At 43.4% G+C, this 17,744-nt stretch carries 20 protein-coding genes; 6 read left to right on the top strand and 14 right to left on the bottom strand.

The genetic code is table 11. The features are described 5' to 3' along the window. Positions 1-40: 40 nt before the first annotated feature. Complete coding sequence (locus tag AB6735_RS26355) at positions 41-2,020, bottom strand: M1 family metallopeptidase (protein WP_370999181.1); 1,980 nt, start codon at positions 2,018-2,020, stop codon at positions 41-43. 63 nt (positions 2,021-2,083) lie between these two features. Here AB6735_RS26355 and AB6735_RS26350 point away from each other — a divergent pair, with 63 nt between their 5' ends. Next, on the top strand, positions 2,084-2,491 hold the full coding sequence (locus AB6735_RS26350; protein WP_370999180.1) for a hypothetical protein: 408 nt from the start codon (positions 2,084-2,086) through the stop codon (positions 2,489-2,491). Between the two features lie 103 nt (positions 2,492-2,594). Here the strand turns inward: AB6735_RS26350 and AB6735_RS26345 are convergent, their stop codons facing one another. After that, complete coding sequence (locus AB6735_RS26345; protein ID WP_370999179.1) at positions 2,595-2,957, bottom strand: endonuclease domain-containing protein; 363 nt, start codon at positions 2,955-2,957, stop codon at positions 2,595-2,597. 275 nt (positions 2,958-3,232) lie between these two features. Here AB6735_RS26345 and AB6735_RS26340 point away from each other — a divergent pair, with 275 nt between their 5' ends. The 4 genes from AB6735_RS26340 to AB6735_RS26325 all read left to right on the top strand — a co-directional run bounded on the left by AB6735_RS26340 (position 3,233) and on the right by AB6735_RS26325 (position 6,315). Then, positions 3,233-3,985, top strand: coding sequence for a prolipoprotein diacylglyceryl transferase (locus tag AB6735_RS26340; protein WP_370999178.1), 753 nt, complete (start codon positions 3,233-3,235; stop codon positions 3,983-3,985). Then, on the top strand, positions 3,978-5,375 hold the full coding sequence (locus AB6735_RS26335; RefSeq protein ID WP_370999177.1) for a radical SAM protein: 1,398 nt from the start codon (positions 3,978-3,980) through the stop codon (positions 5,373-5,375). Before AB6735_RS26340 ends, AB6735_RS26335 begins: the two co-directional genes overlap by 8 nt. Beyond that, complete coding sequence (locus AB6735_RS26330) at positions 5,372-5,686, top strand: hypothetical protein (protein WP_370999176.1); 315 nt, start codon at positions 5,372-5,374, stop codon at positions 5,684-5,686. The genes AB6735_RS26335 and AB6735_RS26330 overlap by 4 nt, the downstream gene beginning before the upstream one ends. Positions 5,687-5,754: 68 nt before the next feature. Further along, positions 5,755-6,315: a hypothetical protein gene (locus tag AB6735_RS26325; protein ID WP_370999175.1), complete on the top strand. Its 561-nt coding sequence runs from the start codon at positions 5,755-5,757 to the stop codon at positions 6,313-6,315. Here the strand turns inward: AB6735_RS26325 and AB6735_RS26320 are convergent. The 11 genes from AB6735_RS26320 to AB6735_RS26270 all read right to left on the bottom strand — a co-directional run bounded on the left by AB6735_RS26320 (position 6,312) and on the right by AB6735_RS26270 (position 16,174). Then, complete coding sequence (locus tag AB6735_RS26320) at positions 6,312-7,238, bottom strand: exopolyphosphatase (protein ID WP_370999174.1); 927 nt, start codon at positions 7,236-7,238, stop codon at positions 6,312-6,314. The genes AB6735_RS26325 and AB6735_RS26320 overlap by 4 nt on opposite strands. A 95-nt stretch (positions 7,239-7,333) precedes the next feature. Continuing rightward, a complete protein-coding gene (locus AB6735_RS26315) occupies positions 7,334-8,587 on the bottom strand; it encodes an ABC transporter permease (protein WP_370999173.1) in 1,254 nt (417 codons plus the stop codon). A 2-nt stretch (positions 8,588-8,589) separates the two neighbouring features. Further along, positions 8,590-9,498, bottom strand: coding sequence for an ABC transporter ATP-binding protein (locus AB6735_RS26310; protein WP_370999172.1), 909 nt, complete (start codon positions 9,496-9,498; stop codon positions 8,590-8,592). A gap of 65 nt (positions 9,499-9,563) precedes the next feature. Beyond that, on the bottom strand, positions 9,564-10,715 hold the full coding sequence (locus AB6735_RS26305; RefSeq protein ID WP_370999171.1) for an exo-alpha-sialidase: 1,152 nt from the start codon (positions 10,713-10,715) through the stop codon (positions 9,564-9,566). A 1-nt stretch (position 10,716) separates the two neighbouring features. Further along, the gene (locus AB6735_RS26300) at positions 10,717-11,133 is read right to left on the bottom strand and encodes a hypothetical protein (RefSeq protein WP_370999170.1); all 417 of its coding nucleotides are present in this window, start codon (positions 11,131-11,133) and stop codon (positions 10,717-10,719) included. A gap of 55 nt (positions 11,134-11,188) precedes the next feature. Continuing rightward, positions 11,189-11,635, bottom strand: a complete 447-nt coding sequence (locus AB6735_RS26295) for a hypothetical protein (RefSeq protein ID WP_370999169.1) — start codon at positions 11,633-11,635, stop codon at positions 11,189-11,191. Between the two features lie 282 nt (positions 11,636-11,917). Further along, positions 11,918-13,081, bottom strand: a complete 1,164-nt coding sequence (dnaJ, locus tag AB6735_RS26290) for a molecular chaperone DnaJ (protein ID WP_370999168.1) — start codon at positions 13,079-13,081, stop codon at positions 11,918-11,920. Positions 13,082-13,317: 236 nt separating this feature from the next. Then, complete coding sequence (locus tag AB6735_RS26285) at positions 13,318-13,917, bottom strand: nucleotide exchange factor GrpE (protein WP_370999167.1); 600 nt, start codon at positions 13,915-13,917, stop codon at positions 13,318-13,320. A 224-nt stretch (positions 13,918-14,141) separates the two neighbouring features. Further along, the gene (locus tag AB6735_RS26280) at positions 14,142-14,822 is read right to left on the bottom strand and encodes a cell division ATP-binding protein FtsE (protein ID WP_370999166.1); all 681 of its coding nucleotides are present in this window, start codon (positions 14,820-14,822) and stop codon (positions 14,142-14,144) included. A 5-nt stretch (positions 14,823-14,827) separates the two neighbouring features. Next, positions 14,828-15,031 (bottom strand): fructose-6-phosphate aldolase, encoded by a 204-nt coding sequence (locus AB6735_RS26275; RefSeq protein ID WP_076378137.1) that lies wholly within the window; start codon positions 15,029-15,031, stop codon positions 14,828-14,830. 117 nt (positions 15,032-15,148) lie between these two features. Next, positions 15,149-16,174, bottom strand: coding sequence for an acyl-CoA reductase (locus AB6735_RS26270; protein ID WP_370999165.1), 1,026 nt, complete (start codon positions 16,172-16,174; stop codon positions 15,149-15,151). A 101-nt stretch (positions 16,175-16,275) separates the two neighbouring features. Here AB6735_RS26270 and AB6735_RS26265 point away from each other — a divergent pair, with 101 nt between their 5' ends. Beyond that, a complete protein-coding gene (locus tag AB6735_RS26265) occupies positions 16,276-16,629 on the top strand; it encodes a 4Fe-4S dicluster domain-containing protein (RefSeq protein ID WP_370999164.1) in 354 nt (117 codons plus the stop codon). A gap of 104 nt (positions 16,630-16,733) precedes the next feature. Here AB6735_RS26265 and AB6735_RS26260 read toward each other — a convergent pair whose 3' ends face one another. Continuing rightward, positions 16,734-17,678 (bottom strand): GNAT family N-acetyltransferase, encoded by a 945-nt coding sequence (locus AB6735_RS26260; protein ID WP_370999163.1) that lies wholly within the window; start codon positions 17,676-17,678, stop codon positions 16,734-16,736. Between the last annotated feature and the right edge of the window lie 66 nt (positions 17,679-17,744).

Raw genomic sequence — 17,744 nt, 5'->3', positions numbered from 1 at the left:
GATTAATACTTAATACTCACCACTCCCAACTGATTACTCACTACTTCACCTTCAATGTATTATTGCTCCTGTTCAAATCAGGTAGTGCATTATCCGGATCAACAGTTACGCTTTCGGCTTCCTGGGTGCCGTGCAGGGTAAGGGTGATCTGTTTGTTTTGCAGCCAGGTTTCAACCGGCAGGTAGGTGCGGTTTTTGCTGCCGTCTTTATATTTTACTTCGATAGTGAATGGCATGGGCAGTTTTTCTTTATTCACTACGGTGATGCTTACGCCTTTATTATCTACCTGTTTGGCATCAATCAGGGCCAGGTCGAACGTCCAGTTGTTGTAGAACCAGCCTTTCCAAAACCAGCTCAGATCTTCGCCGGCACCGTTTTCTATGGAGCGGAAAAAGTCATCGGGTTGTGGGTGTTTGTATGCCCACTGATGGATGTAGTTACGGAAAGCATAGTCAAATTTGTCTTTACCCAGGATCTGCTCGCGCAGCAAAACCAGACCGAAAGCTGGTTTAAAATAGGTGAGAGGGTGACGGTATTTTTCGGCAAGGCCATCAGCCGCGGTCATGATACTTGGTGATCCCGGGGCAGTGATAAATGGAATGATCTCATCGGCAGGGTTACCGCCTTTTTCGGCATACTCGCTGTCGCGTTTAGGGGCAAATTCGCCTTTGTTAAAGGCGTCAGAAGCGTAAATATCAATAAATGTGTTCAAACCTTCGTCCATCCAGCCAAAGCGGCGCTCGTCAGATCCTACGATCATCGGGAACCAGTTATGGCCGATCTCATGCGCGGTTACCCAATACAATACAGCACCCTTATCGGTAATACCGTCAAACACAATGCCTGGGTATTCCATGCCACCGGCAATACCAGCCTCGTTAACAGCAACGGGATATGGATAAACAAACCATTTCTCTGAAAAATATTCGATTGATTTTTTGAGGTATTCGGTTGCACGGCCCCAGGCATCGTTACCATAACTTTCGGCAGGATAAACGCTCATAGCCAGCGATTTTTTGCCTTCGGGCAAGTTCACACGCGCGGCATCCCATATAAAAGCTTTGGATGCGCCAAAGGCCACATCGCGGGTGTTGAGCATTTTAAAATGCCAGGTAAGCGTGCCTTTTTGTACCGGGCGACTTGCCGGATCGTTCACCTCGCCCAGATCGCGGATCATAATGGTTTTATCGCTGTTGCGGGCAGTTTCCAGTCGCGCTAATTGTTTGGCAGTCAATACTTCCCTTGGGTTCTGTAACTCGCCCGATCCGGCCACGATCATGTCCCAGGGTACGTTTACGCTATAGTCGATATCGCCATAATCCAGGTAAAACTCGCCGCTGCCCAAAAATGGCAAGGTATCCCAGCCGCGACTATCATCATACACGCACATACGCGGGAACCATTGGGCAATTTCAAAGATCTTGCCGTTTTTGGTATCGGTATAATCGGTACGACCGCCAAAAGCTCCGGGAATAGTATAATGGTATTTAATTTTGAGGCGGATATTCCCTTTAACTGAGACCGCTTTGGGCAGGCGGATCTGCATACGCGTGTCAGTGATCACATATTTTACTTCTTTGCTTATACCGCCTTCTTCAACAGCAACCGATTCAATTTGATAGCCATCGGTATGATCGGCCGGTTTGGGCGCAAAACCAGTCACGAAATTGGAGCGTGCATCTTTTTTATAGGTGTTTTGATCCAGTTGCAGCCACAGGAAAGGCAGCGCATCCGGACTGTTATTAATATAATCGATAGTTTCGGTACCGCCAATGGTTTTGGCTGCGGTATCCAGTTTTACGTTTAAGGTATAATTTGCCCGGTTTTGCCAGTACCGCGGACCCGGATTGCCACTGGCCGAATGAAAATCAGTACCCTTATCGGTATAAAACTGCGGTGAAAATGCTTCGGCAGGATTGTAGTTGGAGGTGGTATCGTTAGGGTTGATCTTTCGTTGCTGCGCCTGTGCCGAAACGGCAAATAGGGCCAACAAGGCAAAGCCGGTAAATTTTAATTTCATGTAGGGATTTTAAGGCCACAATATACAAAGGATAGCGGTATTTTTTGAGGGAGTTTTAAAAAGGTGCAGAAGACTCACCCGACCATCGCTGCGCTTGGTCACCCTCTCTACGACTTCGTCGCAAAGAGGGTTTTTGGAAAAAAAGTTCATGAGGAGACTCACCCGACCATCGCTTCGCTCGGTCACCCTCTCTACGACTTCGTCGCAAAGAGGGTTTTTGGAAAAAAAGTTCATGAAGAGACTCACCCGACCATCGCTTCGCTCGGTCACCCTCTCTACGACTTCGTCGCAAAGAGGGTTTTTGGAAAAAAAGTTCATGAAGAGACTCACCCGACCATCGCTGCGCTTGGTCACCCTCTCTACGACTTCGTCGCAAAGAGGGTTTTGAAAAAAAAAGTTCATGAAGAGACTCACCCGACCATCGCTGCGCTCGGTCACCCTCTCTATGGCTTTGCCATAAAGAGGGTTTAGGAAGAAAAGTTAAGAAAATATATGAGAATAAAAGCGGCTTACCCTCTTTGCGACGAAGTCGTAGAGAGGGTCGGCGAGCGAAGCGATGCTGGGGTGAGTCTTTTCAGGACAATAAGACTTCTTTTATAGAATTTAAAACCCCATCAACATTATTTAATACCATCTTATTTTCAAATCTTAGAATGCGTAATCCCAATGTGGTCATCACTTCGTCCCTGTTTTTATCATAATCTTTTTTATACAGATGAACCGGGCCATCGGCTTCGATTACTAATTTTGCTTCTGCACAATAAAAATCTGGAATATAATATAAGTTTCTGCCTAAGATTGATTGTATCAAAAGAGGATGCTGGCGGAAAAACTTCCTTTCGCACAATTTTCTATTCCTGAGATGTTGCCATAATAGCTTCTCTGCTTCGGTTTCACGTCGTCTTAATTCGCGGCAAAGATCGATTATGGATGGCATTTTTAAAGTTAAAAAATAGTTTCAGAAAAGACTCACCCGACCATCGCTGCGCTCGGTCACCCTCTCTACGACTTCGTCGCAAAGAGGGTTGGGGAAAAATACAAAGAAAATATAAAAGAATAAAAAGGTCTTTACCCTCTTTGCACCGCAGGTGTAGAGAGGGTCGGCAAGCGCAGCGATGCCGGGGTGAGTCTATTCCGGACAATAAAATCGGCGAGCATTTTAAAATGATACCATGAATTGGTACATTGCTCTTGCTATAACATTTACACATCTTGCACTTTCCCGTCAACATCCCCATAGGTCATTCATCGTCCATTCCCGTACATTTTGTGTGCGAAACCCTGAGCTATTTTGTGGGTTACCGGTATTATGTGTATCTGCGCCGCCACACGGTCGACCAGATCAGCGATCATAACCGGCTGCTGATATTTATAGGTGCGGCTTTCGGGGCTTTTATCGGTTCGCATGTGGTGGGTGTATTGGAGAACCCCACGTTATTGTCGCACTTTGGGTTAATCTATTTTATGGGTAATAAAACCATTGTTGGCGGTATGCTGGGTGGATTGATAGGAGTAGAGCTCACCAAAAAACAGATAGGAGTAACCATATCCTCCGGCGATATGATGGTTTACCCGCTTATACTGGCCATGATCATCGGGCGTACCGGCTGTTTCCTTGCCGGGTTAGAAGATGGCACCTATGGCATCGCCTCCAATCTGCCCTGGGCCATTAACTTTGGCGATGGTATCCGCAGGCATCCTACCAATTTATACGAGATTGTTTTTTGGCTGCTGCTTTGGATTGTACTGCAGCTGGTTGAAAAAAAGCACCCCTTTGCCGATGGTGCCCGTTTTAAATTATTTATGGTAAGCTATCTGCTGTTCAGGCTGTTGGTTGAGTTTATTAAGCCCGACTATTTCTTTAGCTTTGGTTTATCGGTAATTCAGTTGGTTTGTATCGGCGGGATTTTGTATTATTATAAAGTATTTCTGTATCCAGCCAAACTCCTGAAAAACCATGCCTGAACGCCCGTATGTTTATTATGATTTTACACAGAGCATTTGCTCCACCTGTTTGCGCAGGGTTGATGCCAAGATAGTTTTTGAGGACGATAAAGTGTACATGCTTAAAAACTGCCGTCGGCATGGTTTCGAAAAAGTATTGATAGCTACTGATATAGCCTATTATAAAAACTGCCGCAACTACGCCAAGCGCAGTGAAATGCCGCTGAAATTTAATACCAAAACCCATTATGGCTGTCCGTATGATTGTGGTTTGTGCCAGGATCATGAGCAGCATTCCTGCCTTACCGTGGTGGAAGTTACCGATAGGTGTAATTTAAGCTGCCCCACGTGCTATGCCATGTCGTCGCCAAGTTACGGAAGGCACCGCACCTTGACCGAAATTGAGCAAATGCTTGATGTAGTGGTGGCCAACGAAGGAAACCCCGATGTGGTGCAGATAAGCGGCGGCGAACCCACCGTGCACCCGCAGTTTTTTGAGATCCTGGATATTGCCAAAACCAAACCCATCAAACACCTGATGGTGAATACCAATGGCATTCGCATAGCTAAAGATGAGCAGTTTGTAAAACGCCTGGCTACCTATATGCCCGACTTTGAGATTTACCTGCAGTTTGATTCGTTCAAAAAAGAAGCCCTGGAGCAATTGCGGGGGGAAGACCTGCGCGAGGTAAGGCTTAAAGCACTGGAACATTTGAACAAGTATAACCTATCGACTACGCTGGTAGTGACCCTGCAAAAAGGATTAAATACCGATGAGATAGGCAAAATTATAGAATACGCCCTGCAACAACCGTGTGTACGTGGTGTAACGTTTCAGCCTACGCAGCAGGCAGGCCGTTTGGAAAACTTTAATGAAAAAACCGACCGCTATACCCTAACCGAAGTACGTAGCGCCATATTGGAGCAAACTAAGGTATTTAACCATAACGACCTGATCCCGGTACCCTGCAATCCCGATGCGCTGGTGATGGGCTACGCGTTGAAACTGGGCGGTGAAGTAATACCACTAACCCGAATGATCAATCCGGACGATTTGCTGGATAACTCCAAAAACACCATCGTTTACGAACAGGACGAACGTCTGAAAGGGCATCTGCTCAATATGTTCAGTACCGGTAATTCGGTGGATAAAGCAAAGGAGCATCTGCATTCGTTGTTATGCTGCCTGCCGGAGATTGACGCGCCGAGTTTGAGCTATGATAATTTGTTCAGGGTGATCATTATGCAGTTTATCGACGCACAGAACTTTGATGTGCGCGCTATCAAAAAATCATGTGTACATATCGTGAATAAGGATATGCAGATCATTCCCTTTGAAACCATGAACATTTTTTACCGCGATGATAAACGGGAATACCTGGAACAGCTAAGAAACGAAATGGCAATATGATGGAAGACGATAATATAGATAAAGATTTGGCTGCAAGAGGGAGCAATCCGCCGTCAGAACAGCCTGAAAGCCAGAATGTCAATATGAAAATAGTGGGCTACAATATATTGGCCTTGATTATATATACACTATTATGCAGGCTTGGGGGGAATGAAGTTGGTCTTATTTTCGACGCGTTTATCATAGTTGTGCATGTGTTTGTTTGTATCATTGCGGCTATTATCAACAAAAGCTGGGCTTGGTTGCTATCTGGTATATTGGTGCTGGTTATTGGTTTTTCAACTTGCGTAGGTTTGGGAAGTATAGGTTAAAGGCATAAAAAATAATTTCTTTATGGAATGCGATGATTAATGGCATCATGGTATAAAAGATAAATACCATGACACCAATCCAAAACATCAGCATTCCCGAAGCCTGCCACGCATCATGGCAGCAAATGACACCCGTTGAACAGGGACGGCACTGCCAGCAATGTTGCAAAACAGTAACCGATTTTACGGTAATGAGCAATCAAGAGATCATCGCTTACTTGTCAACAACCCATGATGTTTGTGGGAGGTTTGACAGGGAGCAACTAAGCAGCCTTAATAATCGGCTTGATATAGAAAATCTGGAACCGAACAGGTGGCGAAGGTGGGTGATGGTCGTTGGGTTGCTGAGCCAAACCATGCTTTATAAAGCTTTGGCACAAACCAAACCGATAAAGACTGAACAAACGAACGCTACACGCGGTAGACAAATACCTTATGATGATGATATAAAAATAGGCAAGGTGGTATCATCCGTTAGCGCCGATAAACAAATTGCTTTTCAGGATAAAATTACCAATCTATGTTCCCGTGCTGATTCTACAAAAGTTGATATGCTGGGTAAGGTTGTTGTTGGAAGGCGGATGTCATTTGTGGAAAGAATCTGGTATAAAATAAAACACATTTTTTAATCCAGCATCCCTGCCAAAACTCCCTCTTTTAAAGAGTTAGTACACATTAATACTTTCTGGATGCCGAGTTTGTGTATAATGAACCGCGTAATAAGCGATGCAACCACGATCATATCTACCCGTACTGGAATAATATTCTCATTCGCTGCTCTTTGCAGATGGGTTGATTGTACAATTTTATTGGTTTCGATCAGAAGTTCTTCATGATCAAAGCTGTAGGTTGGGGTGGTTTTAAGATCAAAGGAATGGCCTTTTTCTGTTTCGATGATTGCGGCGAATGATTCAAATACACCGGATGAACCGATCAATGTATCCAGTTCATGACCATCGACTGCTGCAAACAGATCTGTAAGATTGTCTTCGAGATACACATCCAGCGCTTCAATAGATGCGGGTGGGATAGGGTCGGTACGATGAAAAAGATCCATCAGTCGGGCCGCGCCAATTTCAAAGCTTTGTTTCCAGATGATATGATCGGCATTGCCCAGGATAAATTCCACACTGCCTCCGCCAATATCCATAATGAGGGAATTTTTAGCCGATAAGCAACCGCTGATCTTTACGCCTTCATAAATAAAACCAGCTTCCTGTTCGCCATTAATAATCTCGATACTGATACCGGTTTTGGCTTTTACTTCGTTAATAAAATCCTTGCCGTTTGATGCGCTGCGTAATGCCGACGTAGCCAGAGCTCGCACCTGCTGTACCTGGTTGGCGCTGATCTGCTCCTGAAATTGTTGCATGGTTTTTATACCGCGCTCAAAGGCTTCGGATAAAATATAACCTTTGTTAATGCCGCCTGCGCCCAGTTTTACAGGCTCCTGGTAGTGTGCAATTTCCTGATAGTTGTGTATGGTACCCTCGGCAATCAACAGGTGAAAGGTATTGGTACCCAAATCCATTACGGCAACGCGTTTACTCATGGGGCTAAAATAAAGCTAAAAGCCGAAAGCTCAAAGCCGAAAGCTTTTTTGAAATGCTTTTGCTTTGAGCTTTCGGCCTTGGGCTTTCAGCTTCCTCACTCCTTATAAAAAAACCATTTGCCCAGTTCTTTAAAGCTTGCTTTTTTGCCGTACATCAAAATACCAACGCGATAAATGCGGGCGGCTACGTAGGTGGTGAACAGGAAACCAACCACCATTAAACACATAGATAAGGCTAATTGCCAGCCCGGCGGATCAAAAGGTAGCCGTACCATCATGGCCACAGGGGCAGTGAATGGTATAATGGAAAGCCAAACCGCCAGCGCGCTATCGGGAGCCCTGAACAAAACAGATACCGACAAAATATACGTGAATAATAGCGGCATAGTGATGGGAAACATGAACTGCTGTGTTTCTGTCTCGCTATCTACTGCCGAACCTACTGCCGCAAATAAGGCGCTATACAACAGGTACCCGGTTAAAAAGTAAAACAGGAAGCAACCCAGTATATATCCGAAAGGGATGGTTTGAATTACGGCCATGGCGCTCACCATAGGGCTTTGTGGCGTATTAAAAACATGTCCTGCTATTTTTGATGATATAATAGATAAAATGATCCAGGCGCTAAATTGGGTTAAACCTACCAGGCCCACACCAATAATTTTACCCAGCATTAACTGAAATGGTTTAACCGAGGATATCACAACTTCGATGATACGACTGGTTTTTTCTTCAATAACGCCACGCATTACCTGTCCGCCGTAAATGAAAAGCGCCAGGTAAATGAATATGGCACAGGCAATACTAACGGCTATATTGGGGCCAATGTTGGCATCCTTATCGCCTTTGTCGGTAATTTCCACAGCGTTAACAGAAACGTCCGTTTTTTTGATAGAATGAATAACCGCGGTATCAATATGATGCTGGATCATCTTGTTATTGAAATCAATATCGTTCATCTGCTTCTGAATCTCATCCGTAAGCTGGATAGGAGATTTCTTTTTGGCAAATAATTGAATGGCTCCTTTTTGGGGATAACCAGCCGGGATGTACAATGTAGAGATATTCTCTTCTTTCTTTGATAGTGCCTTGGCCGTATTTATATCCAGATTGGTGATGGTGAATTTTATATTGGGAACGTCGTGCAGTTTTTTCGCGAAAACGCCGGTATTGTCAACCACATTGACCACCTGCAGGTTGGTTAATTGATTACTGCTTTTAGCTATCATGCCAACAACTGCGCCCATAGCCAGTATAAGCAAGGGCACCACGAATATCATGATGATGAACGATTTCTTCCTTACCCTGGTGAGGTATTCTCGTTGTATAATGAGCAAAACTTTATTCATGGTTAAGGTATTAAGTTTACTTTTTCAATAAATATCTCGTTCATGCTGGGTATTACTTCCTGCAGCATATTGATGCGGGTTTGGGGGATGAGGTATTGCAGCACATCATTGGAGCTGCGGCCGTCATGGAGTTTGATTCTGATGGTGTGCCTGTCGTCGTCGCTGATGGTTTCGCCGATCTGGTCAAAAGGTTGTGCGCCGTTAAAATGTAATGATTGGCCAGAATATTCCACCAGGTAAACATCATTGCGGTAGGAGTTACGGATGTGTTTTACCTTGCCATCCAGTATTTTGTGCGATTTATGGATAAGCGCTATCGAATCGCAAAGTTCCTCTACGGATTCCATACGGTGGGTAGAGAACAGGATGGTAGCTCCTTTTTTGTTAAGCTCCAGAATCTCATCCTTGATCACTTCGGCATTTACCGGATCAAACCCGCTGAAGGGCTCATCGAGGATGATCAGATCGGGCTCATGCAGTACCGTGGCCACAAACTGAGCTTTTTGCTGCATGCCTTTGGATAGTTCTTCTATTTTCTTTTTCCACCAGCTCTCCATATCCAGTTTTTTGAACCAGAATTTGAGGCGTTTGTTGGCTTCATCACGGCTCAGGCCTTTCAACCGCGCCAAATAGATCATCTGCTCGCCGATCTCCATTTTTTTATACAAACCCCGCTCTTCGGGCAGGTAACCTATGCGTTCAATGTGGGACGGATTGAGCTTTTGGCCATTGAACCAAACCTCGCCCGAATCGGGTGCCGTGATCTGGTTCACTATGCGGATGAGGGAAGTTTTACCCGCACCATTCGGGCCTAAAAGCCCGAATATTTGCCCGCTTTCCACTTCCAGACTTACATCGTCCAGCGCCCGGTGGCCTGCGTACTGTTTAACAATATTGCGTATGCTTAACATTTAATTGGTTTATGATGTTAATAGTACGCTTTAGATACGGGCAGTTTCAAAATGTTACAGGAATGTCATTTTAACTGATCGATGTTAAATCTCAGTACCTCAATAGCTTCTTTTTGCCGTGAGATGATCACGTACATATAGCCTTTGTAAATAATGGTATGCGGATAACCGTACTGGCCACCTTTCCATAAACCCTCTTTTTTCAGATGGTACAGTTCATCGGCAATAATGTAGTTCTTGTCAAATGCTTCACCGTTTTTGGATAATGATAGTACCAGCGGGTTGCGATCATAATGATGCAGCGTATCCGGGATGCCAACATAATAAAAGCGCTTATCGGGCAATCTGCCGAAATGGAATTTGCTGTCATTATCGGAAAAGGCAGTTTCCATCGGGCGCGACCAACTTTGGCCGTTATCTTTGCTTTCGGTGAGCCACAGGCGGCCTTTCCAGCCTTTACCAGTAACTCGCAACAGCATGTGCAGTATGTGGTCCTCGGTTTCAAAAAATGAGCCCTCACATAACGGAGGAAAGCCTAGTTTGGCTGCAGGAGCGTAAAAGGCGGCAGAGTTATCCTGGGTGTATAACGAGTCGGGGTAAAAACTGCTTAGTTTCCAGCCCGAAATACCCTTAGGATCATCAGTATACGGAAACATAAAATTACCGCTGATGATAAGTCTGCCGCTTTTGGTAGCCTCTGGGCCATGATTGGGGATCAGCGGTACGTGCATGTCTATGGCATTGCTCCAATGGATGCCATCAGTGCTGGTTTTGGCCCACAAGTGCGTGTTCTGGCGGTGTTTGGTGTATTCGCCATAATAGGCCACCAGTGTACCCTTGTATTGATATAATCCCGCAGCCGTTAGCACGGTTAAGGTATCATTTACTTTTACCGGAGATGCCAGTACTTCGGGTTTCGACCAGTGTACAAAATCGGCAGAGGTAGCATAAACCACGCGCTGGCCCGGTGAATCCTCATCAATCAGGCCATTACTCCATATGGCTACAAATCGATCCTTAAAATGAATGATAGCAGGGTGGTGGTTATACAGCCATTCCTTATCGGGCGAGTAGATCATGCTCCGCTCAATTTTTAAGCGGGGTACACCGGCTTCGGTTTGGTAGTTGTTGCGGATGGCGGGGGCTTGGGCAGACAGGTTATTCAGTGAAAAAAGGAAAGTCAACAGAAGAAAGGGACATTTATGTTTGATGAGCATTTTATTTGGGTGTAATATTAATTCCTGTAAACTTCGCATGATCTTTATGAGCTCTTACGGGTTCTATATAATAGTCCAGAGAATTAACTAAATTTCCAATGGCTATTAAGGGTTTGTAATTTGCAACAATATCTTTTTCTCCGAGGAAGTAACTCTCTACCTTTTTTGAATCAGCATAATATTCAACGGTCAAGACATATTTGCCTTTTGTAAAAAACTTCAAACCAGTAATATGATTTTCAACTTCCAATTTAGTCGGTTTAAGTTCTTCACTGGGCTTGCCTAAAGCCTTTGTCACTTGATCGATATTCTTGTTTTTTAGCGCTGGTAAGTCAAATATTGCTTTTTGGAAACTTGTCCAAGATAACATTAATGTAGATAATACAATAACTAAGATTATTCGTTTAGGTCTTTTCATATTATGGAATATACGAGTTAAATCAGAATAAAATACGTTAAAAAGATAACTTGGGTCAATATTCGCCCATTTCATTATCTGTTTTAAAAAGGGGTGATTCGATAACCTTTTCGCTGGCCAGGTATTTTAACGTTTGGAATAATATGTATAACATAGATGCAGGTAACAATATCTCGGCAATCATACTGAACTGGAATATTTTGACAGTCCATTTTTGGATCATAGTAATCCAGCCTATGAGTTTTATAAACAAAATAATGAGTAAAATGATCCAATAAAGGCTAAATGGATAAACCAATATTGGGTTTTTGATCCGGAACGACTGGATTATTAAAATAAGGGTTATACTAAGGGCTAAAATTCTGGAAAATAGAAAGGTACCTATAGAATGCGCAGATGGTTTAGCCATCATATAAAATACAATCACACCAATATCACAAACAATATAGGCCCAGTAGGCTACTCTTATCGACTTGTTCTCCTTTAAATGATTCAGGATCATCGTCATATAGATAATAGGCGTTATGTAAGCTACTTCGCTCAGGATAATAAAAGGCCGACTAAGTTGAATTTTATTAAGGGCACAGAAGATACTTATAACTAAACAAACACTATAAACTAAAGTAACGACTATTGCTAACAAGGTGGTTTTAGTGCTGATTTTCATAGAGGGTTCGCCAGCCTAAATTTAAAACAAAATATAGATAAACAAAAAGCCCGAAGTATAAACTCCGGGCTTTTAAAAACCTTTCGGCTTTCGCCTTTATCCTTTTACCTCCAAAGGTTATTCAAAATATTCCTTCATCCGTTCAAAAAAGCTTTTTTCGTTTTTGCCCGGATTGGGTTTAAAGTTTGGTGAGTCCTGTAATTTCTCCAGCAGTTCGCGCTCTTCGCGGCTTAGTGCTTTTGGTGTCCAGATGTTGATGTGTACCAATTGGTCGCCGCGGTGATAAGAGTTCACTTCGGGTACACCTTTGCCTTTCAGGCGCAGGATTTTACCCCCCTGGGTTCCCGGATCAATTTTGATCTTGGCTTTACCATCAATGGTAGGCACTTCAACTGTGGTACCTAAGGCGGCATCAACAAAGTTTACATGCAGGTCGTATATTATATTATTGCCGTCGCGTTTTAATGTTTCGTGCGGGATCTCTTCAATCAGGATGATCAGATCGCCCGGTACACCGCCACGTGGGGCAGCATTACCTTTGCCGCTCATGCTCAGTTGCATACCTTCGCTTACACCGGCAGGCACGTTAATGGTGATCAGTTCTTCGCCGCGAACCACGCCATCGCCATGACAAACGGTACATTTTGACAGTATGGTTGAGCCTTCGCCGTTACAGGTAGGGCAGGTACTGGTAGTTTGCATCTGGCCCAGTATGGTATTGGTTACCCTACGCACCGCGCCCGAGCCACCACATGTTTTACAGGTTTGGAACGATGATTTATCTTTAGCGCCCGAGCCATCGCAGGTTTTACAAACTATCTGTTTGTTTACTTTGATCTTCTTTTCGGCGCCATTAGCTATTTCTTCCAAGGTTAAGCGTACCTTGATGCGCAGGTTACTGCCACGTGCCACACGTCTGCCACCACCGCCACTTTGACGACCGCCGCCAAAAAAGCCTTCAAACGGACTGCCACCGCCAAAAATGTCACCAAACTGGCTAAATATGTCGTCCATATTCATGCTGCCGCCATAACCGCCACCACCATTTGGTGATGAAGCATTGGCCGCATGACCAAACTGATCATAACGCTGGCGTTTTTCTGGACTGCTTAATACTTCATAAGCTTCGGCAGCTTCCTTGAATTTTTCTTCGGCCTCTTTATCGCCCTGGTTTTTATCCGGGTGATATTTAATAGCCATTTTACGATATGCCTTTTTTATCTCGTCGGCATCGGCACCTTTGGCGACTCCCAGGATATCGTAATAATCTCTCTTAGCCATATTTTTAATGTTGAATTATTGAATTAGTGAGTTAGTGAATTATAAAAAACACTTACCCGGATAATTCAACCACTTTATTTTATTGTTGAATTATTGATTTAGTGAATTAGTGATTGACGAAGAGTAACCAATAATTCCATTCTTTTACTTAATCATATTAATAGCTGAATAATTGAACTGTAGTCAAGGAGTGAAAAAATTCACTAAATCACTAATTCAATAATTCACTAATTAATTTATGCTCCTACAATTACTTTGGCAAAACGTATTACTCTGTCTTTCAGGTAATAACCTTTTTCCATTTCATCCATCACTTTACCTTTAAGGTCATCGGTAGGGGCTGGTATATTGGTAATGGCCTCATGCAGGTCGGCATCAAAAGGTTCGCCTATTGCTGTCATTTCCTTCAGGCCTTTTTGACCCAGTATGTTTTTTAGTTTGTTCTGTATCAGTGTAACACCCTCTTTAACCGGGGCAACATCAACAGCGTTTTCCATAGAACGTTGTGCACGCTCAAAATCGTCCAAAACAGGCAACAAAGCTACTAACAGCTCTTTACCTTCTGTTTCACGGGCTTCCGCGCGCTCTTTGATGGTACGTCTTCTGAAGTTGTCAAATTCGGCATATAAGCGCAGGTACTTGTCATTTGCCTGTGCCAATTCTTCTTTCAATTTGTCTTCGGCAGATACAACTTCTGCTGTTGTTGCTTCAGTAGTTTCAGGCTGGGCTTGTTCCTGCCCATTCTCGTTTAAATTTTCCTGTTCTGCCGTATTCATATTTTCTGTGGTGTCCGTATTTTCTTTCTTCTTTTTCTTCAACATATCGTTAAATTTCATAGCTGATAGTGCCAATCAAGTATCCTGCCATTAGCATAAAGCCGACAAGCTGTCAGTGGTATGTTTTAATATCAGGAAGGAGTGACACGTTTTATGCAGGGGTGACAGGATGACCGTTGATTTTGTCTGAAGCAGAATTTACAGAATTAAAGGATTTTCAGGATAAATGTATCATTCTGTTAATTTTCTAATTCTGTAAATTCTGATTCAGACAATATCAGCGGTTATATTTCCGCGTCTTCCAGAACTTTGCCGTTTTCGCATTTAATAATGCGTGAGGGGAAAGCGCGGATGATATGATAATCGTGCGTAGCTACCAATACAGCGGTGCCCGACTGGCTGATCTGTTTCAGCAGCAGCACAATTTCTTCGGATGTTTCAGGGTCAAGATTACCAGTTGGCTCATCGGCCAGGATAATTTCGGGGTCATTCAACAGGGCGCGGGCAATTACCACGCGTTGCTGCTCGCCGCCTGATAATTCATGCGGCATTTTCTTTAATTTAGAACGCAGGCCTACTTTTTCCAACACATCCAGGGTACGGTCGGCTATCAGTTTTTTATCTGTCCAGCCGGTGGCGCGCATTACAAATAACAGGTTTTGTTCGATGGAGCGATCAGTAAGCAACTGGAAATCCTGGAAAACAATACCCAGTTTACGGCGCAAATAGGGCACATCGCGGCTGGGCAGTTTGCTCAGTTCATATCCGCAGGCATGACCGGTACCGGCCTTGGGAATCAGATCGCCGTAAATTACTTTAAGCAAACTGCTCTTGCCCGATCCGGTTTGGCCAATGAGCCATACAAAATCGCCTTTATCAATATGCAGGTTAACGTTTGACAGTACCAGGTGCGACTGCTGAAAAATATCGACATTGTTTAGCTTAATAATAGAATTTCCGATCATCTTTTTTATAGCTCTAATTTTAGGATCTGTCCAAACGGCAGGTCCTTGATTATATTCATAATATATTCGGCTTTATCTGCCAGCCCAACCTTATCCAGTGATTTATCAGGCCTGTCGACCCTGAAATAAGCCAGCAGCGTAAACTTATCATCACGCAGCTGTACGTAATCGGGTATTTTGGCAACGCCTTTTACTTTTATAATATACATTTTTTAAGCTTAAGGCTCAAAGCTCAAAGCTAAAAGCTAAATTTTTATTAATCACAGGATGTTGGCTTTGCGCTTTTGGCATTAAGCTTTCAGCTCAAGACCAAAGGTATTGTTATTTTAAAGATTTGCCAAGAAATCCATTGTATCAATCCCATCGGCATAATCCCATAAAGCGGGTTGCTGGCTTTGGCCAAAACCCACCACCTGGCTTTGTACCTCAATGGGAGCTTTGGTTACAATACATTGCAGGTTTTCGCTTTGATCTGTGAGCAATTGCTGCGCTGCCTGCAGATCAGTATAATGGCTATAATATACTACTGCCAGGGGCGATGCTATCCGTTCGTCTTCCTTAGCCATCAAAAAACCATTGTCAAAATGTTTGTCGCTGTTTACCAGGTAAATGGATTTGTTGTAATCGTAATTGTTGCTGTATTTGTGGTGATGGATGATGGTTTTAAATTCCTCTATCGATTCAAAAAAGAAATTGAAAACATACCCTTCAGGCACCAGTAATTTTGATACGTTACGGCAGCCCAGTCCATAATAATCAAAAATATCATGACCCAGGTTAAACAGGTCTTCCGCAGTTTCGTTGCCGGTAAGCAGGGCAATACTGTTGCGGTTTTTGCGGATGATATTGGGTACTTTACCAAAATAATAATCAAAATAACGGGAGCTGTTATTGCTGCCGGTGGCTATAATGGCGTCAAAATCAGTTAATCGTTCAACAAAACTGAACTGAGCGGCAAAACTACTATTGATATCAACTAATCGTTGCAGTACATGTTTGATGAGATAAGCATCCTGCGATGAGGTTTTAATGAGCGCGTGGTTGCCTGTGGCCAGTACGCAAAGTACATCATGAAAACCCACCAGCGGAATGTTACCGGCCAGGATTAATCCCACTTTTTTGGGTTGGGCATCGCTCGAAAGGTTGTATCCGGAGAGCCAGGTAGTTAAATCGGTCTTGTTAAGCATCTGGCCAATGGCGGTAACGGCGCGTAAAACACTTTCGGGCGTAAACCAGGCGTTGTGGTACTGTTCGTCGTTAATAATGGCTATTAACTGCTCATCGGGCTTAGCTAACTGCTCTCCTAAGGCTGAAAATGAATTTATTGCGTTTTTTATATTAATTTTTGACATATATATGGTAAGGTTTTAAACCCCGAAACCCTTTTTTTGTTATATTTGTACGCTTGTTAATTTCAGGCAAAGTTAATTGAGAATATTAGATATTTAGAAATATGGCGATTAAAATCACCGATGAATGCATAAACTGCGGAGCCTGCGAACCGGAGTGTCCCAATAATGCCATTTATGATGCCGGCGCGGCATGGCGCTTTAGTGACGGTACCGGACTTAAAGGGGTTATTGATTTTGGCGATGGTAACACATTAAATGCCGAAGAATCACAGGCTGCCCTTTCTGATGATATATATTACATTGTACCTGATAAATGTACAGAATGTGTTGGTTTTCATGACGAACCACAATGTGCTGCAGTATGCCCTGTAGATTGTTGTGTGGATGATGAGGATATCCGCGAAAGCAAAGAAGAACTGTTAGCCAAGAAGGACTGGCTGCACATGAATGAGTAGTATATTTTTAGATGTGAGATATGAGATGTGAGATTTGAGAAAAAAACACAGATATAAAAAAAAAGGAACAGCTTGCTGTTCCTTTTTTTTATATCTTATATCTATTACAGATCCATTTCCATATGGATATTGGCACGGGTATAAGGTGATGCGACCGCCTGGAACTCTTTAAAGCCGTATTTTTTATACAAGGTGATGGCAGGCGTAAGTTTGGTGTTTGAACCCAGCCAAATACGAGTACCCCCCAAATCTTTGGTTTTAGCTATAGCCGCGTCCATCAGGGCATTGCCAATTTTACGCCCTTGGTATTTGGGGCTTACCGCCATTTTGGCCAACTCGTATTCTGCCGGACCTGTTTTGATGACCGCGCAGGTACCCACAACATCGTCATCAATATGTGCGAAAAGGATCTCTCCGCCATCGGCCAGGATATGATCTTCAGGATGGTTTAATTGCTCCAGGTCGTGTTCCTCAACCGTGAAATAGGTATTGATCCACTCTATGTTGAGGTTTTTAAAATGACGGGCATATTGGGGATCGTAAGTAGTAACTCTTACCGGATTGTTGCCCTGCGGATTAAACATTTCCTGAAAACGCTGGTAGTACGGTTTTTCGTTCAATTGTGCTTCTGTTTCCATAATGGCGCTTAGTAAATTATTTTGCTGACTATTAAATAAAGATTTATTGAGGGCCAGGATCTTGGCCCATACCCGCTCAAATTTTGGCAGGGAGGCTTTGCCTTTTTCTGATAAGTGCAGTATACGCTTGCGGCTGTCGGTAGCCGATTTTACCGACTCGATGAAGCCCAGTTCTTCGAGCTCTTTGGCCAAATGGATGACACCCGGATGAGTACAACCCAGTTCTTCGGCAATTTCGGTTACGGCTGCTTCGCCCTGCTTACTGATCAGGTAGTAAAGGGTAAAATACTTAGGCTCAAAGTTTAGCTCTTCATCTTTATATATCAAAACCACATCCTTTGCAAAGTATTCATATAACCGTTTGAGCCTTGCTCCAACAGCCAGTTCTCCTAAATCATCTATTAAACTCATATTACTTACGTAAGTACTTACAAATATATAAATTATTTTTATTTCTATATTTGTTTTTCACTATTA

The organism is Mucilaginibacter sp. RCC_168 (assembly GCF_041355315.1).
Taxonomy (GTDB): Bacteria; Bacteroidota; Bacteroidia; order Sphingobacteriales; family Sphingobacteriaceae; genus Mucilaginibacter.
Note: the sequence above shows the minus strand (reverse complement) of the source record. Positions and strands in the feature narration are given on the sequence as shown.

Excerpts from the sequence above, each read along its gene's own strand:
- dnaJ (WP_370999168.1), bottom strand. The coding sequence starts at position 13,081 with ATGGCTAAGAGAGATTATTACGATATCCTGGGAGTCGCCAAAGGTGCC.
- AB6735_RS26345 (WP_370999179.1), bottom strand. The coding sequence starts at position 2,957 with ATGCCATCCATAATCGATCTTTGCCGCGAATTAAGACGACGTGAAACC.
- AB6735_RS26310 (WP_370999172.1), bottom strand. The coding sequence starts at position 9,498 with ATGTTAAGCATACGCAATATTGTTAAACAGTACGCAGGCCACCGGGCG.
- AB6735_RS26335 (WP_370999177.1), top strand. The coding sequence starts at position 3,978 with ATGCCTGAACGCCCGTATGTTTATTATGATTTTACACAGAGCATTTGC.
- AB6735_RS26355 (WP_370999181.1), bottom strand. The coding sequence starts at position 2,020 with ATGAAATTAAAATTTACCGGCTTTGCCTTGTTGGCCCTATTTGCCGTT.
- AB6735_RS26280 (WP_370999166.1), bottom strand. The coding sequence starts at position 14,822 with ATGATCGGAAATTCTATTATTAAGCTAAACAATGTCGATATTTTTCAG.
- AB6735_RS26295 (WP_370999169.1), bottom strand. The coding sequence starts at position 11,635 with ATGATCCTGAATCATTTAAAGGAGAACAAGTCGATAAGAGTAGCCTAC.
- AB6735_RS26320 (WP_370999174.1), bottom strand. The coding sequence starts at position 7,238 with ATGAGTAAACGCGTTGCCGTAATGGATTTGGGTACCAATACCTTTCAC.
- AB6735_RS26315 (WP_370999173.1), bottom strand. The coding sequence starts at position 8,587 with ATGAATAAAGTTTTGCTCATTATACAACGAGAATACCTCACCAGGGTA.
- AB6735_RS26300 (WP_370999170.1), bottom strand. The coding sequence starts at position 11,133 with ATGAAAAGACCTAAACGAATAATCTTAGTTATTGTATTATCTACATTA.
- AB6735_RS26275 (WP_076378137.1), bottom strand. The coding sequence starts at position 15,031 with ATGTATATTATAAAAGTAAAAGGCGTTGCCAAAATACCCGATTACGTA.
- AB6735_RS26265 (WP_370999164.1), top strand. The coding sequence starts at position 16,276 with ATGGCGATTAAAATCACCGATGAATGCATAAACTGCGGAGCCTGCGAA.
- AB6735_RS26325 (WP_370999175.1), top strand. The coding sequence starts at position 5,755 with ATGACACCAATCCAAAACATCAGCATTCCCGAAGCCTGCCACGCATCA.
- AB6735_RS26260 (WP_370999163.1), bottom strand. The coding sequence starts at position 17,678 with ATGAGTTTAATAGATGATTTAGGAGAACTGGCTGTTGGAGCAAGGCTC.
- AB6735_RS26270 (WP_370999165.1), bottom strand. The coding sequence starts at position 16,174 with ATGTCAAAAATTAATATAAAAAACGCAATAAATTCATTTTCAGCCTTA.
- AB6735_RS26305 (WP_370999171.1), bottom strand. The coding sequence starts at position 10,715 with ATGCTCATCAAACATAAATGTCCCTTTCTTCTGTTGACTTTCCTTTTT.
- AB6735_RS26285 (WP_370999167.1), bottom strand. The coding sequence starts at position 13,917 with ATGAAATTTAACGATATGTTGAAGAAAAAGAAGAAAGAAAATACGGAC.
- AB6735_RS26330 (WP_370999176.1), top strand. The coding sequence starts at position 5,372 with ATGATGGAAGACGATAATATAGATAAAGATTTGGCTGCAAGAGGGAGC.